The 20712-nt window shown below is 63.7% G+C and carries 16 protein-coding genes and 1 pseudogene; 3 read left to right on the top strand and 14 right to left on the bottom strand.

Translation table 11 applies throughout. The features are described from left to right. Positions 1 to 52: 52 nt before the first annotated feature. The 8 genes and pseudogenes from K728_RS0102385 to K728_RS0102350 form a co-directional block, all read right to left on the bottom strand. Positions 53 to 649 (bottom strand): TetR/AcrR family transcriptional regulator, encoded by a 597-nt coding sequence (locus tag K728_RS0102385; RefSeq protein WP_019481778.1) that lies wholly within the window; start codon positions 647 to 649, stop codon positions 53 to 55. 60 nt (positions 650 to 709) lie between these two features. After that, positions 710 to 3281 (bottom strand): annotated as a pseudogene (locus tag K728_RS18200) (MMPL family transporter). Between the two features lie 88 nt (positions 3282 to 3369). Next, positions 3370 to 4014: a TetR/AcrR family transcriptional regulator gene (locus tag K728_RS0102375; RefSeq protein ID WP_156911138.1), complete on the bottom strand. Its 645-nt coding sequence runs from the start codon at positions 4012 to 4014 to the stop codon at positions 3370 to 3372. A 123-nt stretch (positions 4015 to 4137) separates the two neighbouring features. Next, entirely contained in the window at positions 4138 to 4533 is a 396-nt protein-coding gene (locus K728_RS0102370) for a DUF779 domain-containing protein (RefSeq protein ID WP_019481781.1), read from the bottom strand. 24 nt (positions 4534 to 4557) lie between these two features. Beyond that, complete coding sequence (gene exaC / locus K728_RS0102365) at positions 4558 to 6081, bottom strand: acetaldehyde dehydrogenase ExaC (protein WP_024475729.1); 1524 nt, start codon at positions 6079 to 6081, stop codon at positions 4558 to 4560. Positions 6082 to 6206: 125 nt separating this feature from the next. Then, positions 6207 to 7496 (bottom strand): GAF domain-containing protein, encoded by a 1290-nt coding sequence (locus tag K728_RS0102360; protein WP_024475728.1) that lies wholly within the window; start codon positions 7494 to 7496, stop codon positions 6207 to 6209. 169 nt (positions 7497 to 7665) lie between these two features. Beyond that, positions 7666 to 8085 (bottom strand): hypothetical protein, encoded by a 420-nt coding sequence (locus K728_RS0102355; protein ID WP_024475727.1) that lies wholly within the window; start codon positions 8083 to 8085, stop codon positions 7666 to 7668. A 168-nt stretch (positions 8086 to 8253) separates the two neighbouring features. After that, entirely contained in the window at positions 8254 to 9678 is a 1425-nt protein-coding gene (locus K728_RS0102350; protein WP_024475726.1) for an FAD-dependent oxidoreductase, read from the bottom strand. Positions 9679 to 9868: 190 nt separating this feature from the next. On the opposite strand from K728_RS0102350, the gene rarD reads away from it, so the two are divergent. After that, the gene (gene rarD, locus K728_RS0102345) at positions 9869 to 10843 is read left to right on the top strand and encodes an EamA family transporter RarD (RefSeq protein ID WP_019481786.1); all 975 of its coding nucleotides are present in this window, start codon (positions 9869 to 9871) and stop codon (positions 10841 to 10843) included. Positions 10844 to 10864: 21 nt separating this feature from the next. Here the strand turns inward: rarD and K728_RS0102340 are convergent, their stop codons facing one another. The 4 genes from K728_RS0102340 to K728_RS0102325 all read right to left on the bottom strand — a co-directional run bounded on the left by K728_RS0102340 (position 10865) and on the right by K728_RS0102325 (position 15720). Further along, on the bottom strand, positions 10865 to 11707 hold the full coding sequence (locus K728_RS0102340) for a universal stress protein (RefSeq protein ID WP_019481787.1): 843 nt from the start codon (positions 11705 to 11707) through the stop codon (positions 10865 to 10867). A 120-nt stretch (positions 11708 to 11827) separates the two neighbouring features. Further along, positions 11828 to 13357 (bottom strand): APC family permease, encoded by a 1530-nt coding sequence (locus K728_RS0102335; RefSeq protein WP_019481788.1) that lies wholly within the window; start codon positions 13355 to 13357, stop codon positions 11828 to 11830. Further along, the gene (locus K728_RS0102330; protein ID WP_019481789.1) at positions 13354 to 14316 is read right to left on the bottom strand and encodes a universal stress protein; all 963 of its coding nucleotides are present in this window, start codon (positions 14314 to 14316) and stop codon (positions 13354 to 13356) included. The genes K728_RS0102335 and K728_RS0102330 overlap by 4 nt, the downstream gene beginning before the upstream one ends. Positions 14317 to 14319: 3 nt before the next feature. Continuing rightward, the gene (locus tag K728_RS0102325; RefSeq protein ID WP_019481790.1) at positions 14320 to 15720 is read right to left on the bottom strand and encodes a flavin monoamine oxidase family protein; all 1401 of its coding nucleotides are present in this window, start codon (positions 15718 to 15720) and stop codon (positions 14320 to 14322) included. Positions 15721 to 15981: 261 nt separating this feature from the next. Here K728_RS0102325 and K728_RS0102320 point away from each other — a divergent pair, with 261 nt between their 5' ends. After that, the gene (locus K728_RS0102320; RefSeq protein WP_019481791.1) at positions 15982 to 16644 is read left to right on the top strand and encodes a TetR/AcrR family transcriptional regulator C-terminal domain-containing protein; all 663 of its coding nucleotides are present in this window, start codon (positions 15982 to 15984) and stop codon (positions 16642 to 16644) included. Between the two features lie 198 nt (positions 16645 to 16842). Here K728_RS0102320 and gabT read toward each other — a convergent pair whose 3' ends face one another. After that, entirely contained in the window at positions 16843 to 18219 is a 1377-nt protein-coding gene (gabT, locus tag K728_RS0102315; RefSeq protein WP_019481792.1) for a 4-aminobutyrate--2-oxoglutarate transaminase, read from the bottom strand. Positions 18220 to 18234: 15 nt separating this feature from the next. Then, on the bottom strand, positions 18235 to 19674 hold the full coding sequence (locus tag K728_RS0102310; protein WP_019481793.1) for a gamma-aminobutyraldehyde dehydrogenase: 1440 nt from the start codon (positions 19672 to 19674) through the stop codon (positions 18235 to 18237). A 161-nt stretch (positions 19675 to 19835) separates the two neighbouring features. Here K728_RS0102310 and K728_RS0102305 point away from each other — a divergent pair. Continuing rightward, positions 19836 to 20712, top strand: an 877-nt coding sequence (locus tag K728_RS0102305; RefSeq protein ID WP_024475724.1) for a PucR family transcriptional regulator ligand-binding domain-containing protein, incomplete at its 3' end; no start/stop codon positions are given.

The raw sequence follows: 20712 nt of genomic DNA, 5'->3' as shown, positions 1-20712 counted from the left end.
GCCCGCCTTTTTCGGTTGGTGCGCTGCTTCAGGTCAGAAATTGTTGACTGGACTACTGTTGCTGGTCAAGTGCCCGGTCCAACCCATCGAAAAAGTAGTCCATCAAGAGCAGCAGCGCAGCCTCAGCAGCCGGCCGGTCCCGGTTGACGACGAAGTCATACTGCAATCCATAGATGCCCGAAATGTGGACCCGCGCGACGGCATCAGCCCGGTCCGCCGGCACACCCTGGTTCAACAGCCAGTCGCGGATGAAGCCATGCCAGTAGTCGAACTTCGCTACCGCGCTCTCCCTCGGCGTGGGGCTCACAGCGTCGTGCAGGGATGCTTCGAACTCCAACCGTTGCAGCTGCCGGTTGCGTTCGATCTGAGTCCACTTCCAGGACGCTATTGACCACTCGCGAAACTCCTCTCGGCTGAGCTCCGACGGGTCAGGTAGCCTCACCGTTTCGTCGCGACGCTCAATGTGGGTGACGATCTGGTTGACCAGCTCCTCGCGATTGCCAAAATGGTAGACCAGCACGTAACTGCTGATACCAAGGCCATCTGCCAAAGTACGAAAGCTGAGTCCTGCAAAGGTCTTATCCAGCAAGTAGTCCAGGATCTGGTCAAGCAGTTCCGTCTTGCGCTCTGGGTTGGGTGGTCTGGCCATGTCTTGAATAGTACGTCGGCTTACCTCTCAGGCAAGACCAGCGCACCCAGCGGCGACACCTTACCCCTTGACTGTTACCTGATCGACATCATCCGAGGCGTCAGTTTCCGAGGTCGGTACTGACTGGGCTAGTCGGGCGCCCTCGACATCTACGTCCGGCAGGATACGATTCAGCCACTTCGGCAGCCACCAGGCGTGCCTTCCCAGCAGGTACATAGCGGCAGGCACCAGGGTCATCCTGACCACAAAGGCGTCAATCAGCACCCCGAAGGCCAGACCAAACCCGATTGGCCGGACCATGGTCAGGTGGGAGAACACGAATCCGGCGAAGACCGCGACCATAATGATGGCTGCAGCGGTCACCACCCGTGCACCGTGGCTGAAGCCCACCCGGACGGCGCTCTTGGCACTGCCTCCGTGGACCCAGGCCTCACGCATCCCCGAGACCAGGAACATCTGGTAATCCATTGCCAGCCCGAACAGGACGCCGATCAGGATGATGGGTAGGAAGCTGAGGATTGGTCCTGGGTTGGTCACCCCGAAAATGTCACCGAACCAGCCCCACTGGTAGATCGCTACGGTGGCACCGAAGCTGGCCAGCAGGGACAGCAGGAAACCTGCCGTGGCGATCAGGGGAACCAGGATCGATCTGAACACGAGGAGCAGCAGCACCAGCGACAGCCCGACGACGATCCCCAGGTAGAGGGGCATTGCTTCCATCAGCTTCTCTGAAACGTCGATGTTGGCTGCCGTCTGACCGGTCACCGAGATCAGTACGCCGGTGTCCGATTCAATGCCCGGCGCTGAGTCGCGGAGCTCCCGGACCAGTTCTTCGGTGCTCTCGCTGGCGGGCCCCTCGGTGGGGATCACCTGGAAAATGCCGGTCCGCCCGTCGTCGCTGACGCCCNCCCGCCGGAACGGCAGCGGCCGTGTTGTCCACTGCGGCAAGGCGGTCGGCGACCTCGAGCTGTAGCTCGCTTAGCTGAGCGTCAGAGTCGGTGGCGGGAAGATTAGCCACCACCAGCAGCGGACCGTTGGTCCCCTCGCCGAAGTACTCCCCCGCCAGCTCGTACGCCTGGAACGCCGTCGAGTCCACTGGCTCCGAGCCGCCGTCGGGCAGGCCCACCCGAAGTTCAAGGGCTGGGAGTGCGATGACTGCAAGGGCCGCAACGCCCGCGATGAGGGTGAGGATCGGTTTGCGGGTGGCAAAGCCTCCCCAGCCACGACCGCTGGCAGACAGCTTGTCAGCCTCGAGCTGCAACTGCTCGTGGGAGGAGTTAAGGTCGGATTCAGCCTCCGCTTTGGCCCACCGGCGGCGGGAGATCACTTTCCGGCCCATGAACCCGAGCAACGCCGGGGTCAGGGTGAGCGCCACGAGGACCGCGACAGCGACCGTACCGGCGGCTGACATCCCGAGGAGGGTCAGGAACGGCAGCCCCGGTACGGCTAGGGCCGCGAGGGCAATGATCACGGTGATGCCCGCAAACAGGACGGCGTTGCCAGCGGTACCGGTGGCCCGGCCAATCGACTCCTGCAGGTCCATGCCGCGAAGCAGCTGGGTCCGGTGCCGGTTCACGATGAACAGGGAGTAATCGATGCCGACAGCGAGACCGAGCATCAAGGCGAGCACGGGGGTAATGGAGCTCATCGAGATGACGCCGGTCAGTGCAAAGGTCACACCCACTCCGACCCCGACGCCGACGATGGCCATCAGCAGCGGCAACCCGGCAGCAACCAGGGTGCCGAGCATGACGATCAGCACGATGACAGCGACCAGCAGGCCGACGATCTCTGCGATCCCAAAGATTTCGGAAATGTCCTGGACGATTTCCTTGCTGTAATTGACCTCAACGCCCGCTTCGGTGGCAGCGTCGGCTGCAACCTGGACCGCTTCGCGGGTTTCCGGGGTGACGGCGTCAATCTGGGAATCAAACTGGACGCTGGCTACCGCTGCGGCGCCGTCGTCGGACACGAACTTGATTCCGGAGGACGCCTCGAGGGTTCGCTCGGCGAGGTCGAGCTCCGCGAGGCCCTCCTCAAGCTGACCCCGGCCTCCTTCAATCTCGGCAAGCGACGCGTCGAGCTGGGCCTGGCCTTCCGCCAGCTGAGCCTCGATTGCCGCCGCCTGCTCGGGTGGGAGCAGATCCCGGCTCTGTTCAAACTCGGCGCGCTGGGCATCCAGCTCGGCCTGACCGGCTTCTGCCTGCGCGGCACCGGCTTCGAGCTCGGTGGTGCCCTGCTCGATCTCAGCGCGGCCCTCGTCGATGCCGGCCTGGCCGTCCTCGAGCTGCCGGGAGATGTCGAAGGGATTAATGACTGATTCGACGCCCTCAACCTGTTCAAGGTCAGCGAGCGCGTCCTCGACAGCGGTCTGCTGTTCGTCGGTCATTGCAGCATCGGGGGTCGTGAACACAATGGTTCCCATACCGCCAATGGCCTCAGGCATGGTGTCCCTCAGCTCATCCAGGACACGCTGTGACTCAGTGCCGGGAATGGTGAAGTTGTTGCTCAACGTGCCCGAGAACGCGGCCGCTGAACCTCCCACGGCCAACAGAATGGCAAGCCACGCGGAAACAATCCACCAGCGCTGTCGTGATGCAAACTTGCCTAAGCGGTACAGCAGGTGTGCCATGAAGTGTTCCTCGGTTCGTTCGGTTGTTGGAAAGCAATAAGGGTGGGCGGACCGGTCGGCGTTGATCGGCCTGGCGGTTGCGGCCGGCTTAGCTAGGGTTACTGAATCCGTCGCGCAACATCGAGAGGGCGCCGACAATCTGGTCTTCCAGTTCACTCGCTGAATCGGCGAGTGGTGCATTGGCTGTGGCGGCCCATACCTGCATTGCGGCCTTGACGCAGGAGAGCACAGCGCCAACGAGCGCGAGCAGGTAGAGGGGATCGAGGTTGCCGCCCAGTCGTTCGTTGACCGCCTGGCGGATCCGGGTTTCGGCTCGCTCCCAGGCATGCAGTTGACTGCGCATCAGTTCGGGACTTTCCTCGGCCATCCGGAAGAGTTCCCCGCAGACGCTGAGATTCTCGGTCTTGGCAATGGCCGCGAGCGCCGCGATCATGGCGTCAAAGAGGGGCTCGTCCGCTGGCCTGGCCATGAATTCGGCGGCAGCCAGTTCGAGAAAGGCATCAGTGGACGTGGTGAGCGCCTCTTCGGCGCTGTGGAAGTAGTTGAAGAAGGTGCGGCGTGACACGCCTGCTTCGGCGGCTACCTGATCCACGGTGAAGTTGCCCAGCCCGTGGGTGCGGGCAAACTCGAGCGCGGATACGGCGATGGCCCTTCGGGTGTCGAGCTTGTTCTGCTCGCGCCGGCCGGGCGCACCCGCGAGGACGGCACTCATCGCTACGGTTGGATCATTCACATTGTTACACTAAGTGCAATTTTGCATTCTGTGCAACCAGATTCGGTGTGCAACTCATCACGTTCACCCGTGATGGGCCTGCTGAAGCTGTCCGGCCCACGTGAAGATGGGCCGGACAGCTGGTCAGGACATCAGCCGGGACCGGATCAGGAACCGGACTCCTTCCGGAGCTTCGACGGAGAACCCGCTCCCCCGCCCTGGAACCACATCGACCGTGAGGTGCGTATGCCGCCAGTACTCGAACTGTTCACGGGACATCCAGAACTCGATCAGCTGGGCGGCTTCGGCCCCCTCACCGACGTTGAGGACTCCGAGCAGCACATCGGCTTCCGCCGTAATAAAGTCATCCGCCGGGTAACACATTGGCGAGGACCCATCACAGCAGCCACCCGATTGGTGAAACATCAGGGGTCCGTGAAGATCCCACAGCTTCCTCAGCAGTTCCACCGCTGACTCCGTGAGCGCTACCCGCGAGAAATCTTCCCCGGGCAGCTCTACGGTGGCTTCGACTGTCATCATCGCTCCTTCAGGAATCGCCGCTCCTTAAAAGAAGCCCAGCTTGTCTTCGCTGTAGCTGACCAACAGGTTCTTGGTCTGCTGGTAGTGGTCAAGCATCATCGTGTGGTTTTCACGGCCGATGCCCGAGGACTTGTAGCCACCGAACGCAGCCCCGGCAGGGTAGGCGTGGTAGTTGTTCACCCAGACCCGTCCGGCCTGGATCTCGCGGCCGGCACGGTAGGCGACATTCCCGTTGCGGGACCAGACACCAGCGCCGAGCCCGTAGAGGGTGTCGTTGGCGATCTGCATTGCTTCGGTGTAGTCGCTGAAGCGGGTGACCGACACAACGGGTCCAAAGATCTCTTCCTGGAACACCCGCATGGAGTTGGTGCCCTCGAAAATGGTCGGCTTTACATAGAAGCCTTCCGAGAGGTCGCCGTCGAGGGTGATCCGTTCACCACCGGTGAGGATTTTCGCCCCTTCCTGCCTGCCGATATCGAAGTAGGAGAGGATCTTTTCCAGCTGGTCATTGGATGCCTGGGCGCCGACCTGGGTGTTCGTGTCCAGCGGGTTGCCCTGCACCATTTTCTCGGTCCTCGCGAGGGCGTCGGCCATAAAGGAGTCATACATCGAGTCCTGGATCAGCGCCCGGGAAGGACAGGTGCATACTTCGCCCTGGTTGAACGCGAAGAGTGCGAACCCTTCAAGGGCCTTGTCATAGAACGCGTCCTTCTTGTCGGCAACATCGCCGAAGAAGATGTTGGGGCTCTTCCCGCCGAGTTCCAGGGTGACCGGGATGAGGTTCTGACTCGCGTACTGGCTGATCAACCGGCCGGTGGTCGTTTCACCGGTAAACGCGATCTTCCGGATCCGCTTCGACGACGCAAGTGGCTTGCCAGCCTCCACACCGAAACCGTTCACCACGTTGAGCACTCCCGGGGGCAGGATATCGCTGAGCAGCTCCATCAGCACCAGGATCGACGTCGGCGTCTGCTCGGCTGGCTTGAGGACGACGGCGTTTCCTGCGGCCAGCGCGGGGGCAAGTTTCCAGGTGGCCATCAGGATCGGGAAGTTCCAGGGGATGATCTGACCTACCACGCCGAGTGGCTCGTGGTAATGGTAGGCGGTCATGTTGTCGTCCAGCTGGGACAGGCGCCCCTCCTGTGCGCGGACAGCGCTGGCAAAGTAGCGGAAGTGATCCGCTGCGAGCGGGAGGTCAGCGGCGAGCACCTCCCGGATGGGCTTGCCGTTGTCCCAGGTTTCGGCGACCGCCAGCATTTCCAGGTTCTCCTCGATCCGGTCCGCTACCCGGTTGAGGATCGCTGCACGCTCCGCCACTGACGTCTTGCCCCACCCGGGGGCAGCCTTGTGGGCGGCGTCGAGGGCCAGCTCGATGTCTTCGGCGGTGCCCCGCGCTACCTCGCAGAAGGCTTTGCCGTTGACTGGAGAGATATTTTCGAAGTACTGCCCCTTGATGGGGGCAACCCATTCACCGCCAATCCAATTTTCGTAACGCGGCTTGAACGTTATCTTGGATCCATCTTGGCCGGGCTGGGCGTAAACAGTCATTGTTTAACTCCTTGGGTTCGAAAACAGGACGTCGTCGTCGTGTCTTCGAAGTGTAGGTACGCATAAGTTGCACGAAGGTTGCACCAGGCCCCTGCACCCGGCCCGCAGACCGGTCGGTCCGTCAGTCAGGAAAGACTGAGTTCCGCCTCGAGCCGTTCAACGTNCCGCGGCGACCGCGGCGGAAGCACTTTCAGGGCGGCAGTCCACGCCTCGGCGTCGTCGGCGGCCTCGGGCAGCTGAAGATACTGCAGGACGGCGTCGACGGCGCCATCGGTCAGGACGGCTTCGCGGAGCAGGGAACTGACCTCGGTACGGAGCCTGACGATAAACGGCGCCTCGGACCTTGGCAGGACTGGCCCTCGGTACAGGTTGAGTGCCATCCGGTGGGCGCCGCGTTGCAGGTAATCCAGCACCTGCGATGCATCGACGGGCAACTCTCGGGGTAGCCGGTACGGCCGGGAGCGCGGAACCAGCGACGGTAGGTGGGAGGAGAGGGCGCGCCGCAGCCGCAGCATCTCAGCGCGCACAGTGGTGACTGACACATGCTCCGGGTAGGCCATTACGGCGAGCTGTTCGGCGCTGAGGCCAGCCGGATGCAGGGCGAGCAGGGTGATGAGTTCCGCATGCCGTGCACTGAGTTCCACCGATTTACGTCCCAGGTGGACAACCCCGCGGTCCTGTCCCAGTATCTGCAGGCCCTCCCGGTCGACAGCATTCGTTTTTGTTGCGGGGAGTTTTCGCGCTGGTTGCTGATCCTGCAGCCGGTGCAGGCTCAGATGCGCCTCAGCGGCAGCGACAGTCGCTTCGACCAAAGACAGCGTGTGTACTGCCACAGCGTCGTCGGTGCCGGTAATGTCCACAACGCCGAGCACCATCCCCGAATCCGGATCATGGACGGGGACCGCTGTGCAACTCCAGTGGTGAGCCTGGGGACTGAAATGCTCCGCCCCAGCAATCTGGACGCTCCTCCCGAGGGCCAGCGCCGTGCCGGGGGCGCTTGTGCCTACGGCAGCCTCCGACCAGTCCGACCCCGCGACGAACATCATTCCCTCAGCACGCCGGCGCAGGTCCCGATCGCCCTCGACCCAGAGCAGCCGACCATTTGCGTCGCCGACCGCCACCAGCAATCCGCTGTCAGCGCTGGGTTGCACCAGCAGCTTCCGGATAATCGGCAGTACCGCCGCCAGGGGGTGGCCTCTACGGTACGCATCAAGCTCTTCATCGCTGTAAAACAGGGGCGCCTGAGCGGCGTCCGGATCGGGAAAGTGTTTCAGGGAACGCAGCCAGGATTCGCCCACCAGTGTGCGCACGCCCGAGGGCGGTGCGCTGCCGAGCCGCTCGTGAGCACGGTGGGCGCACTGCTGAAGGGATCTCGACGTGAGTCCCCCCGGAATCGGCAGTTGCTGCTGCGTCATCGACACCCCGCTTCTGGTCTCCCCGCCGGTGGGGTGGCATCAGTCTAGTGCCGTCGGCGCCCGTCTGTCGCGGGTGTTGTCGAGGAGTTTCCGGAACAGGATTTTGACACAGGGTTTGGCGGCGCATTTCGGCGTGGCGAAATGCCCCGGGGAGGTGACCGCCGGGACGTTAGAGGGCGTCCCCGGGCCCGACCGTCCAGGTGGTCCACCGCGGTGAGTCATCACAGGATTCAGGAATGGTCAGCGGGTCCTCGCTGCCCTCCCAACCGCTTCCGCCGAGGCCGACGGTCTCGTCCGCCGCGTACTCCTCGCCATCGAAGACCAGAGTGCCATCACGCCACTCAGGATTGGCTTCGGCGCGAAACACGGGAACCCATCGCTCCGAGAATTCCGGGCTGATCAAGTAGACACAGCCGTCTTCCAGAATCAGGCGACCAGCGATTCCCGCACCGTCGCCGCTCGCACCCGACTGACTGTAGGTAGCGAAGGGCTGGTCACCGCTGTCGGGCTGAGGGGACGGGCCGCTGCAACCGACGGTGAGTACCACCCCGGTCAGGGCGAAGGCGAAGCAGAGGATCTGGCGTGTCATTGCCACAGTCTAGGCGCGACACAACAAGGTTGGGCGGAGCGAGGTTGGGCGAAGCCAGGCTGGGCGGAGCCAGGCTGGGCGGAGCCAGGCTGGGCGGAGCCAATTGAACACAGCCAGGGACCCGTCGCCGTCGTCCGATCCCGGCCGCGGCGCAGCTCTTCTGCGGACCTACTCGTCCCGAGAAATGGCTATCATCTCGTCCCGGGGGACCACCTTGACACGTTCCCTGACGAGCTCCGCATTGGCGCCGCCGTCGTGCACAAAGTTGGCGCCCAACTTCAGTTCATGGGCGTCGAGCTTGAGCCAGCCGTCCCAGGTGGTGTAGCGAATCCCCCGCTCGGTGAGGAGGTCGATGATGGCCTGCTCCGATGGGTCCTGGGCCGGTGGGAGGTTCAGGCGGTCCTCGAGAAGGAACCCGATCGTCTCCAACGCGTCGCCCTTGGTGTGGCCGATCAGGCCCACCGGTCCGCGCTTGATCCAGCCAGTGGCGTAGATGCCGGGAACCGGGTTGCCCGCCTGGTCGATGACCCGGCCGCCTTCGTTGGGAATGACACCGCGCCGACTATCGAATCCAACTTCAGGAAGCTCGGACCCGAAGTAGCCAATCGCACGGTAGACCGCCTGCACGGGGTAGTCGATGAACTCGCCGGTGCCGCGAACTGTGCCTTCGCCGGTGAGCTCGGTGCGTTCGAACCTCATGTTGGCGACCTTGCCGGGGGTTTCCGGTGAATCGGTGATCTCGACAGGCGAGTGCAGGAAATGCAGGTGCAGCCGTCGGGAGGCACCTGTTGGTTCGTCGTCGACCAGCCAATTGGTGAGGGTCTTCACCATCGTCTTGGTCTGGTTGTTGCTGGCGATCTGCTGTTCGGAGGCGGCGTCGAAGTCGAAGTCCTCCGGGTAGAGCACAATGTCCACGTCTCGGGAATGGGACAGTTCGCGCAGCTCCAGCGGCGTGAACTTCACCTGGGCTGGACCACGGCGGCCGAACACGTGCACGTCGGTGACGGGTGAGGCTTTCAACCCCGCGTACACGTTGTCGGGGATCTCGGTGGTCAGCAGGTCGTCGGCGTGTTTGGAGAGCACCCGTGCAACGTCGAGGGCAACGTTGCCGTTGCCGATCACCGCTATCTCCGTGGCGTTCAGTGGCCAGTCGCGGGGCACATCGGGATGACCGTCGTACCAGGAGACGAACTCGGCGCCGCCGAAGGACCCGTCAAGGTCCACTCCGGGGATGTCCAGTTCCGCGTCCTTGATCGCGCCCGTGGAGAAAATGACTGCGTCGTAGAACTTGCGGAAGTCGGACAGCGTGAGGTCCCGCCCGTAATTGATGTTTCCCAGGAACCGAATGTCGCCCCGGTCCAGCACCTTGTGCAGCGCGTTCACGATGCCCTTGATGCGCGGGTGATCCGGCGCTACGCCATAGCGAATCAGGCCATAGGGGGCGGGGTGCTGATCAAAGAGGTCAATGCTGACCGCGAAGTCACCGCCCTGAACCTCCTGGGACTTCGTCAGAATGTCGGCAGCGTAGACCCCTGCCGGACCGGCACCGATGATCGCTACCCGCAGCGGACGCCCCGCAGCTGAGGTGGACACTGATTGGCCTTCTTCCCTAGTGATCAACCGAAACGTACACTTAGCGCACAGTTTCCTATTCTAAATGCACCGGCTGACGCAGTCTAAACCTGTGATGCCCGTCTCCGTCGACCGGTGCCGCGCGGAGAGGAATCCGGCTGGAAGTGTAGGAGCGGGGAATAAAATCTGAGACAGCGGCGTTTGAGCCCACGTGACCCCCACCGATATCACCAGCCCGCGCCAGCCCCGAAGCGAAAACTCGACGGGCATCCTTTACGGCATCGGCGCCTACGGTCTTTGGGGTCTCCTCCCGCTGTACTTCATGATCCTGCTGCCTGCGACGGCAATCGAGATTGTCGCGAACCGTGTGCTCTGGTCCCTGGTGTTCTGCGCGCTGCTGCTGACCGTGATGAGGTCCTGGCGGACGATGTGGTCCGCCGCGTCGAACCCACGAATCCTCGGCACTCTGGCGATCGCAGCGCTGTTGATCGCTGTGAACTGGTTTGTGTATACCTACGGGGTCACCAACGGCCACGCGATTGAGGCGGCCCTCGGCTACTTCATCAACCCGATCGTGTCCGTGTTGCTCGGCGTCGTCGTGCTGCGGGAGAAGCTCCGCAGGCTGCAGTGGGCGGCGGTCGGCGTTGGCATCATCGCGGTGGTGGTGCTGGCCATCGGCTACGGCAACGTGCCGTGGATTGCTCTGACCCTAGCCTTTTCCTTTGGGTTCTACGGGTTCGTCAAGAAGCGGGTGGGTTCCAAGGTTGGAGCACTGTCCAGCCTGAGTATCGAAACCGCGGTTCTCACCCCGATCGCGGGTGCCGTGATGATCTGGCTGACGGTGTCGGGATCCGCGACAGTGCTCACCGAGGGCCCCGCACACTTCTGGATCATGGCCGCGGCGGGCATCATCACCGCGGTCCCGCTGCTCTTCTTCGGCGCCGCAGCCCGGAGGCTGCCGCTGACCACGATTGGGCTTCTCCAATACCTCGCGCCAGTGCTGCAGTTCCTGTTGGCGCTCTTCGTTTTCCAGGAAGAGATGCCGTTGGAGCGTTGGATCGGGTTCGGGCTGGTCTGGATTGCCCTGTCGATGCTGACCGTCGACATGCTGCACACCGTGCGAAAGAACTCCCGACCGCGCCGCTCCCGTGATGCCACGCCGGTCGAGGAGACCGCCGCGGTCTAGCCCGGTTAAGGCCAGGAACTCCTAGGCTGCCGGAAGGTTCCAGTCCCGCGGCACAACGATCATTGGCACAGGCAACGCCCGTAGCATCTTGTTGGCTGTCGATCCCAGGAACAGTTGGCTGCGCTTCGCGAGCCGGCTCGATCCGACGAAGACGATCTCGCCTGGATCCCACTCGATGTCGTCGATTGCCTGCTCGATGGTACGCCCGTGGGCAACCGTGATGGTGGTTTCGTGGCCTTCGGGAAGCTGCTCCCCCGCCCGAGCCAGCACTGAGTTGGCGTGCCGGTGTGCAAGATTAATTGCTTCACCGGTGTCCGACTGCTCGTTGACGTCCAGCGCCACCAACGAGATCAGGCGCAGCGGCATCCCGCGGCGCGCGGCGGAGTCGACCGCTACATCCAGGACAGCCTCGGCACCCGCACGGGTACCGACGGCGCAGGTGAGTCTGGTCATCCGGTCGCGGTGCCGGTACCCGCGCGGAGCCAACCCGACAGGCACTGGCGACGAGTGCAGGACCGCGTTCGCTACGCTGCCGACGGTGAATCGACGGAGCAGGCCGTTGCCGGCGGCTCCAATGACGATCAGCCCCGCATCGAGGTCATGGGCGACCTCAAGGAGTCCCTCCGCGAAAGAGTCGGCAAGTTTGACGTGCGGCACTACTTCGACGCCCCCTGGAATCCCCTCGATCGCCTCATGCAAAGCGGCAAGGGCCCGGTTGGTGCCGGCGCCTACGCTGCCGTCCTGAGGGCGGTCGAGAACGGTTACCAGATCGATGCTGGCTCCCTGCGTCCGAGCCAGCGAGGTGGCCAACGCCAGCGCGTCACGGCCACGATCATTGTTTGTAAAGCCAACTACATAACGCATACGGCGTGCCTTCCGGATCGGATTCTGACCGGCGCCCGGGGTTACCGCCGCAGATCTGCTCAGGCAACCTTATCGTGGACGGCGGGCGCCGAAGTGCCCGCCGTCACACGGCACGGAGGGTTACTGCATCACGTTGGCTGAAGCACTCCCCTGCTTCAGTGTTTCACCGCGGAAGAAGCCAGGGTTGACCCGGTACATGATGAACATCAGCACAGCCCCGAGGAGGATGACCCCGGTCCCGAGGATGAACACCAGCCCCACCCCTCCGATGGACGAGCCGGAACCGTAGCCCGGGTCCATCGAGTCGGTGGCTGTCTTCACGAACATGACCAGCAGGATGACGCCGCCGAGCAGCGGCGCGAGGAACTTCAGCCCGAAGTTGCGGGCGCTGCTGAACGCGACAGCCCTGAAATACCAGACGCAGGCCATCGCCGTGATCCCGTAGTAGAAGCAGATCATCATGCCGAGCGCCGTGATGGTGTCATACAGGGCGTTCTCGGATACCACCCTGGTGACTACGTAAAACCCGGCAGCTGCGACCGCGGCGGCGATAGTGGCGTAGCTGGGCGACTTGTAGGTGGGGCTGATCTTGCCGTAGCTGGCCGGCAGTGCGCGGTAGTGACCCATCGACAGCAGGGTGCGGGCAGGCGACACGAAGGTCGACTGCAGGGAAGCGGCGGAACTGCTGAGAACTGTCAGGGACATCAGGATGGCGAACGGGCCCATCACGGGGCCTGCGAGGACCGCAAAAATGCTTCCCTGGTTGTCAACATTTCCGGCGCCGAGTTCGCCGTCACCCACACCTGCATAGGTGAGGGTCGCCAACGCAACCGTCAGGTAGATCACCACAATGACCAGGACGGTGAGGGTTGCTGCCCGGCCGGGAGTACGTTCGGGGTCTTTGGTTTCCTCATTCATGGTCAGGGTGACGTCCCAGCCCCAATAAACGAAGATCGAGAGGGACACACCAGCGGCGAAAGCCGAGAAGGATTCCACCGCAAACGGGTTGAACCAGTCGGGGCTGATGGCCGTCGCGTCGAAAGCTGTCCCATTGGCGACATGGGCAAAGGCCGCGATGGCGAACCAGCCCAGGACCAACAGCTGGAAGCCGACCAGCACGTACTGCACGGCTTTGGTGGTTTCCATACCGCGGTAGGAAACCCAGCAAGCCAACGCGATGAACACCAGGGTGGTGACGATGTTCAATGGCAGGTTAAGGGTCAGATCGGCCAACGAGTCGTTTCCGGTCAGCTGGGCGAGCATCAGGTAGAAAAAGTCGACAGCAACAGCTGCCAGGTTCGACAGGACAATAACTGTCGCGGCGATCAGACCCCAACCACCCATCCAGCCGATCCACGGTCCAAAAGCCCGGGTGGCCCAGGTAAAGGAGGTGCCGGCGTCGGGCATTGAATTGTTCAATTCGCGGTAGCCAAGGGCCACCAGCAGCATCGGGATGAAGCCGACCAGGAAGATGGCGGGCAACTGCACCCCCACCTCTGCAACGGTGGGACCGAGCGCCGCGGTCAGCGTGTACGCGGGAGCGATGCACGATACACCGATCACAACCGCGCCCAACAGGCCGACCGACCCGGAGTTGAGACCTTTCTGACTGAGTCCGGTGGAGGGATCTTTCGTTGGTATGGTGCTCACTGCTTCACCTCGGTGGATTGAACGTCCTTGCCTTCACCGGCATCGGACCGCTTGGTAACAGACCGCTCCGGCTGGTGCGACTGGTCCTCAACAGCTGTGTAACTTCGTGGCACCACAACCATGGGCACCGTCAATGCTCGAAGGATCTTGTTTGCAGTAACGCCGAGGAACAGGCGGCTGTGCTGCGCCAGACGACTGGAACCGACCAGGAGGACCTCGCCCTCGTCCCAGGCCAGCGCTCCGATCGCTTCCTCGACGGTGGCTCCCTGCGCCACTTCCACACTGACCTGCCCGCCGGCGGCGAGTGACGACGCTGCCTCGGCCAGACGCGTGTTGGCGTGCTGGTGCGCGGAATCCACCGCGGCTGCGTCCGCTCCCCCATCGGTGCCCGTTGCCGGGTCAAGCGCCACGAGCGAGACCAGCCTGAGTGGGAGTCGACGTCGGGTGGCCGAGTCGACGGCCACCGCGATCACCGCATCCGCACCCTCCCTGGTGCCCACCGCACAGGTGAGCCGGGTGATTGGATCGAGGCGTCGATAGCCCTGGGGTGCCAGGGCCACGGGTACCGGCGATGCATGCAGGAGGGTTCCGGCGACGCTACCGACGTTGAATCGTTTTCGCAGGCCTCGTGAGCTGGCACCGATGATGATCAGCGAAGCGCCCGAATCAACCGCTGCGTCGATGAGCCCGCCCGCCTGCGAATCTGCGCTGATGACGTGCGCGCGGGCGGTTACGTCGTCGGGGATCAGGGCGAGCCCTTCAGCCAGCCATTCCTGCAACTGGGCCGAGAGGATGCTCTCAAACCCTTTTTCGGGTGGATAGACCGCATTGAATGGGGAATGCTCGGGCATCACCATCACCAATTGGAGGTTCGCATCCTGGCGTCGAGCCAGGGCGACGGCGAGGCTGACGGCGTCGCGTCCGCGTTCATCTGCTGTGTACCCGACGATGTAGTCCATCGGTCATGCTCCTTCGGTTGCCGAGAGGCCCAGGATGTTCCGGGCTGTGATTTGACCCATCCGGACGGCACCTTCGACGTGCTGATAGCCCTCAGCCGCCAGATCCGAGCAGGACCAGTGGATCGGCCCGACGGGGGTGAGCTGGTCAGGGCCATAACGGTGCAGACCGCCGAGGTCGTAGCTGGTCGCGTAGGCGCCCCTGGTCCATTCCTCTGAGCCCCAGTCCGATTCGTAGTACACCTCGGGGGTGAGTGCCTCGGAGCCGAGGAAACCGGCAATGGACTCGAGGATCATCTGCCGACGGGCTTCGGGTGACAGCCTGAACACGGCGTCGGCCTTTTCGTCCGAGACGAAACCGACCAGCGTTCCGCGGGAATCCTCGTGGTTGGTGTTGTCGTACACCTCCTGCACGATCGAGGAGGCACTGAACCCGGTCCCGGAGAGACCATCGGCGCGCCAGAACGGTGTCGCGTAGACGGCATGGACCTTGATGACGAGCCCCAGGGACTGGTGCTGGTGCATCTGATGCTGGCGGCGAGGCAGCGGTGGCTCGTAGGACACCCGCGAGTACAGGTTCGGCGGAACCGCCATGATTGCGTAGCGCGCCTTGACGGTGACGGTGTCGGACACCGCGGTGACGCCGCCGCTGTTGCTGCCTCCGCCGTTGCTGCCGCCGTCTTCGTGCCAGCGCAGCGTCCGGACTGGGCTGCTGAGCACGACGTCATCCCCCAGACGATCCGCGAGGCGTTCCGACACCTGCTGCATGCCGCCGACCACCCGCTGGTCGAGGATGAAGTTCTCATCGACCAGGTTGGAGAAGGATCCTGCCGACGCAGCCATCAGCACAGCCTGCAGGGCTGAGAAGGCATGAGCGGGTTTGGTGAGCATTCCGCCAGCGATGAAGAGCCCAATATTGTTGCAGGCTTCCTCGTCGCTGGACTGCTGCCGTAGCCAGTGGTGGAAGGAGATCGTGTCCAGTGCCCGGGCTTCCGGGTGGTTCCACGGGGTTTCCGGGCCGGCCTCTGCTGCGAGGCGGTCCAGCAGTTCGATCAACCGATTCATTTCCCCTTCAGTGGCGGCCGAGACGGGGAACATGTCTCCGGTGTAACGGGTGCGGGCGCCGTCGGCTCCGATGTAGACAGAGTCCCCCTCCCGGTACCTGTCGTAGGTTTCCAGTCCCAGCTCATCGAGCATTCCTTTGAGAGCGGTCTGGTCTGGGGATACCCATTGGCCCCCAATCTCCAGGAGCGCGCCGTCGATGGTGTCGGTCCAGGTGCGTCCGCCAACCCGGTCTCGTGCCTCCAGGACAGCGACGCTCAGCCCTGCCCTCTTCAACTCCCACGCCGCGGTGAGGCCCGAGGGGCCCGCCCCGATGATTACGACGTCGCGTTCTAGATTCTCCACTGTTACCTTTCAGACAATATGGTCCACGCCACAAAATGAACGCCATTCATTTATTAGGGATACTGTAGCGATAGCCGGCAGTTTTGGAAAGGGCACACCCCGCACCCTCCGGCTGAGTCAACAGACATGACGTGTTTGGCGACGGAAACTTGTCATTGGTGTTGACTCGATCCGGGCGGGTGCTGGACCCACCGGCAGGAACGACAGCAATGGCGGGGCAGTAGAATGAATCCGCAGCGAAGAGACGGTGAAGGGGCGGTCATGGGAAGTGTGGGAGCGCCGGTCAGCCGCCGTCGGGCGGGCCGTCCGCCGCGCGGACTGCTGTCACGGGACCTCATTACTGATGCAGCACTTGCCCTGATTGCCAGCCAGGGCTACGAGGGCCTCACCATGTCTGCACTAGCCCAGCGCCTGCGAGTGGCACCGTCGGCCCTGTACAACCACGCTGAATCCAAGCAGGAAGTGCTGCGCTGGGTCGAAGACGAGGTGATGGCGAAGGTGGACTTCAGCGCTTTCGCCGCGGCCCCCTGGGATGAGGCGGTTCGCTCTTGGGCCTGGTCCTACCGCGGTGTCTTCGCAGCTCATGCACCGCTCATCTCGGTCATCGCCATTCTGCCCGTCACAGGCGCACCCGAAACGCTTGCCATGTACGAAGCGGTCACCAAAGGATTCCTCGACGCCGGTTGGCCGGCGGATCGGATTATCCCCGCCATCGTCGCCCTTGAGTCCTTCATCTTCGGATCAGCGTTCGACGTCGCCGCCCCCGAAGACATTTTTGAGTCAGGCAGCCTGGGGCCTGACTACCCTCTATTCACGGCCGCCGTCCGCCTTCGGGGCGGGTCCCAGGCCGACTCAGCCGACGCCGCGTTCACCGTCGGACTCGAAGCCCTGATCACCGGGCTGAAGGCGCAAGTGGCAGGCTGACACCGTCGAACCCTGCCGCGCAGCCCTTGCCCTACGCGCCGAAGCAGTCGTTCCCGCCGTCGTTCCCGCCAAACGCAGCAGAAACCGGCAAACGCGCCATATATTATTGGCGCGCTGGCGGTTTTCTGCGGCGCTAGCGGGTTACTGCGGCGCAGGCCAGGGTCGACGGCGCCGACCCCGGCGGCAACAGCGTGTGCTCTACTTGGCGGCGCGGATAGCAGCCTCGAGGACGTCCAGCCCGTCGTTCAGCAGCTCATCACCAATCACTAGCGGCGGGAGCAACCGGACCACATTGCCGTACGTGCCACAGGTCAGGATGATGACACCCTCCTGCAGGCACGCGGCAGCAATGGCCTTCGTCGCATCCGGGTTTGGTGTCTTGGTCCCCGGCTTCACGAACTCGATGGCAAGCATCGCGCCCCGGCCGCGGATCTCACCGATGATCGACTCGGCCCCAAGATCCTCCTGCAGGCCCCGAAGCCGTGACGTTGCCAGCTCCTCGATAGCCTGAGCTCGGGCAACGAGATCCTGTTCCTGCATCGTCTCGATAGCGGCCAACGCGGCAGCGCAGGCCACCGGGTTGCCACCGAAGGTGCCGCCGAGACCGCCGGGGTGAACGGCGTCGAGCAGGTCGGCCCGGCCGGTGATTGCCGAAAGCGGCATGCCGCCGGCGATTCCCTTGGCCATGGTGATGATGTCGGGCACAACGCCCTCGTGGTCGACCGCGAACCAGGCGCCGGTGCGGCAGAAGCCGGACTGCACCTCATCGGCGATGAAGACCACTCCGTTGGCCTTGGCCCACTCGGCCAATGCTGGCAGGAATCCTTCGGCGGGGACGATGAAACCGCCCTCCCCCTGGACGGGTTCGATGATGATGGCGGCCAGTGAACTGGCCCCGATCTGCTTCTCCATCATTGTGATGGCGCGCTGAGCCGCTTCAGCCCCGGTGATCGAGGGGTTTTCCTCGCGGAAGGGGTAGCTCATTGGCAGCCGGTAGACCTCGGACGCGAACGGGCCGAAGTCACCCGAGGGCCCACCCTTGTACGGCAGTGACTTGGCGGTCAGGGCCATCGTGAGGTTGGTGCGGCCGTGGTAGGCATGATCGAAGGCGGCGACGGCGGTGCGACCGGTCGCCAGGCGAGCCACCTTGATCGCGTTCTCGACAGCCTCGGCACCCGAGTTGAACAGCACAGTCCGCTTCTCGAAGTCGCCGGGGGTCAGCTCGGCCAGCTTCTCAGCCACGGCAATGTAGCCCTCGTAGGGCGTGACCATGAAGCAGGTGTGGGTGAAGTGCTCCACTTGCTCCTTGACGGCGCCGACGACGGCGGGATCCGACGCGCCAACGCTGGTCACCGCAATGCCGGAGCCGAGGTCGATGAACGAGTTACCGTCGACGTCGTGAATGATGCCGCCGTCGGCGTCGGCAACATACACCGGCACGCTTGAGGCAACGCCCTTGGCCACCACTGCCGCCCGACGAGCGGCAAGCTCGGTGGACTTGGGGCCTGGGAAGTCGGCGATGATCTTGCGCTTTTGCTCGAGCCGGAATTGCGGCTGGATCGCTTGGGTGGTCATAGTGAAACTGCCTTTCTAAACATCAAGCGCGCTCATGACGTGCTTGATCCGGGTGTAGTCCTCAACGCCATACATCGAGAGGTCCTTGCCGTAACCGGAGCTCTTGAAGCCTCCATGCGGCATCTCGGCGGTGAGAAGAATGTGGGTATTGATCCAGACTGCGCCGAAGTCGAGGTCCCGGGACACCCTCATGGCGGTGCCATGATCGGTGGTCCAGATGCTCGACGCCAGCGCGTACTCGACGTCGTTGGCCAGCTCGACCGCCTCGTCCTCGGTGGTGAACTTCTGCACGGTGATGACCGGGCCGAAGGTTTCCTGCTGGACAATGTCGTCGGTCTGGCGGGCACCGGTGACGATGGTCGCCTCGTAGAAGTAGCCCTTGTCCCCGGAGCGCTTGCCCCCAATCTCGACCTTGCAGTGCTCAGGAAGGGCGTCCATCACCGCATTGACCGAATTGAAGTGGTTGATGTTGTTCAGCGGGCCGAAGTAGTTCTGGGAGTCGTCGGCGTTGCCGGTCTTGAGCGTTTCGGTGTGCGCCACCATGGCGGCCACCAGGTCATCGTGGACCGAATCCTGGACCAGCACCCGGGTGATCGCCGTGCAATCCTGGCCCGCATTGAAGAACGAGAACTCAGCGATCGCTGCTGCGGTCTTCTTGATGTCGGCGTCGGCGAAGACGACGGCGGGTGCCTTGCCTCCCAACTCAAGGTGAGCTCGCTTGAGCGACTTCGCCGCTCCGGTGGCGACGGCGATACCGGCACGGACCGATCCGGTGATTGAGACCAACCCGGGCACGGGATGGTCGACCATCGCGGCCCCGGTTTCCCCGGTGCCCAGCACCACGTTCAACACCCCCGGTGGAAGGATGCCCTGGGTCAGCTTCGCCAACACCAGGGTGGACTCGGGTGTGGTGTCGCTGGGCTTGAGGACCACCGTGTTGCCGGCGGCGAGCGCAGGACCGATCTTCCAGATGGCCATCAGCAGCGGGTAGTTCCAGGGTGCAACCTGGGCGACTACCCCAATGGGCTCGCGACGGATATAGGAGGTGTGGCCCTCGACGTATTCGCCAGCGGACTTCCCTTCCAGCAGGCGAGCGGCGCCGGCGAAGAACCTCAGCTGGTCGGCACCCACGGCCACTTCCTCGGCGGCAATCAGATCGCGCACCTGCCCGGTGTTGCGGTGCTGCGCATCGACCAGTTCATCGCTGGCCGCCTCAAGCGCGTCGGCGAGCTTCAGCAGCATGAGCTGCCGCTGGCTCGGGGTGACGTGCTTGAACGTCCTGAACGCTTGAGCGGCCGCTGTCATGGCGGCGTCGACATCCGACTTCAGCGATACTGGCGCCTTCGCCACGACCTCGCCATTGGTGGGGTTGACGATGTCGAGCAGCTCGGTGCCAGCCGGTGTGACAAACTCGCCGTTGATAAAGTTTTGGAGGGTGGTTACCACGGTATTCATCCCTTTTCTATGATGGGCTGACGGATCACTGCGGATCCATCACAGCGTAAATCCATTGCTGACCCTACGCCTCCTCTTATTCCCCGGCCTAGGGTGATGCGCACAACAACCTGGGGCGCCTGTCATGCACCCGCACAGTGTCACGGTCCTATAGTTGAGGCATGGCCATCACCCTTCCCACCCTGCTTACGGCCGCCGGCCTCGGTCTCCACACCGTGGGGGCCGCCGTCGTGCCGGACATCCCCATCCAATGGGTCGCGGTAACCGAGCTCGAGGATCCTCTTCCATTCCTCAGCGGCGGCGAGGTGGTGCTGACCACCGGCCTCCGGCAGAAAACGACGACGGCGCAGCGCTCCTTCGTGCGCCGAGTCCATGAGTCGGGGGCGCTGGGGATCGGCTTCGGCACTGGGCTTGGGCACCGGCAGGTCCCCGCCGCACTGGTCGACGAGGCAGATTCCCTGGGGCTGCCCGTGTTCCGCGTCCCCTACGAGACCCCGTTCATCGCCATCGGGAAGATTGTCGCTGACTCGCTCTCAGCCGACCACTACTCCAGGCTCGAAAGCCTGTTGAAGGGTCATCAGGTTCTCGCGTCGGCCCTGCTCGGGGAGGGTGGCCTTCCCCAACTGCTGCGGGAGCTTGCCACGATGCTCGGCACCGACGTCGTGCTGTCCCAGTACGGCGCCCAGCTGTTCAGTACTGAGACGACCGGAGGAGCCGGGTCTGGTGCCCCCGGCGGCCATTGGCATCGGCTCCCGGTGGCCACCGGCCTGAAAGACCGCTGCACGCTTGCCATCGCAGAGCCTTACAACCCCAACGCCATCGTCGCCTATGCGCAGAGCCTGATCAGCGTCGAGTTGAGCAACCAGGCCCGACGGCGGGCCAGTGAACGCGCAGTGGTTGGGCAGCTCTGCCAGGACGTGGTCCGCGGCACCCTGGCAGGTCCCGACGCCGTCGCACGCCTGGGTGGCGCCGGCATCGACACCGCACTGCGCCAGGTGGTGGTGATCGTCGAAGTGGCCTCCGGGCAGCGTCGGGCGC

The organism is Arthrobacter sp. CAL618, from assembly GCF_000468215.1.
Lineage (GTDB): Bacteria > Actinomycetota > Actinomycetes > Actinomycetales > Micrococcaceae > Arthrobacter_D.
Note: the sequence above shows the minus strand (reverse complement) of the source record. Positions and strands in the feature narration are given on the sequence as shown.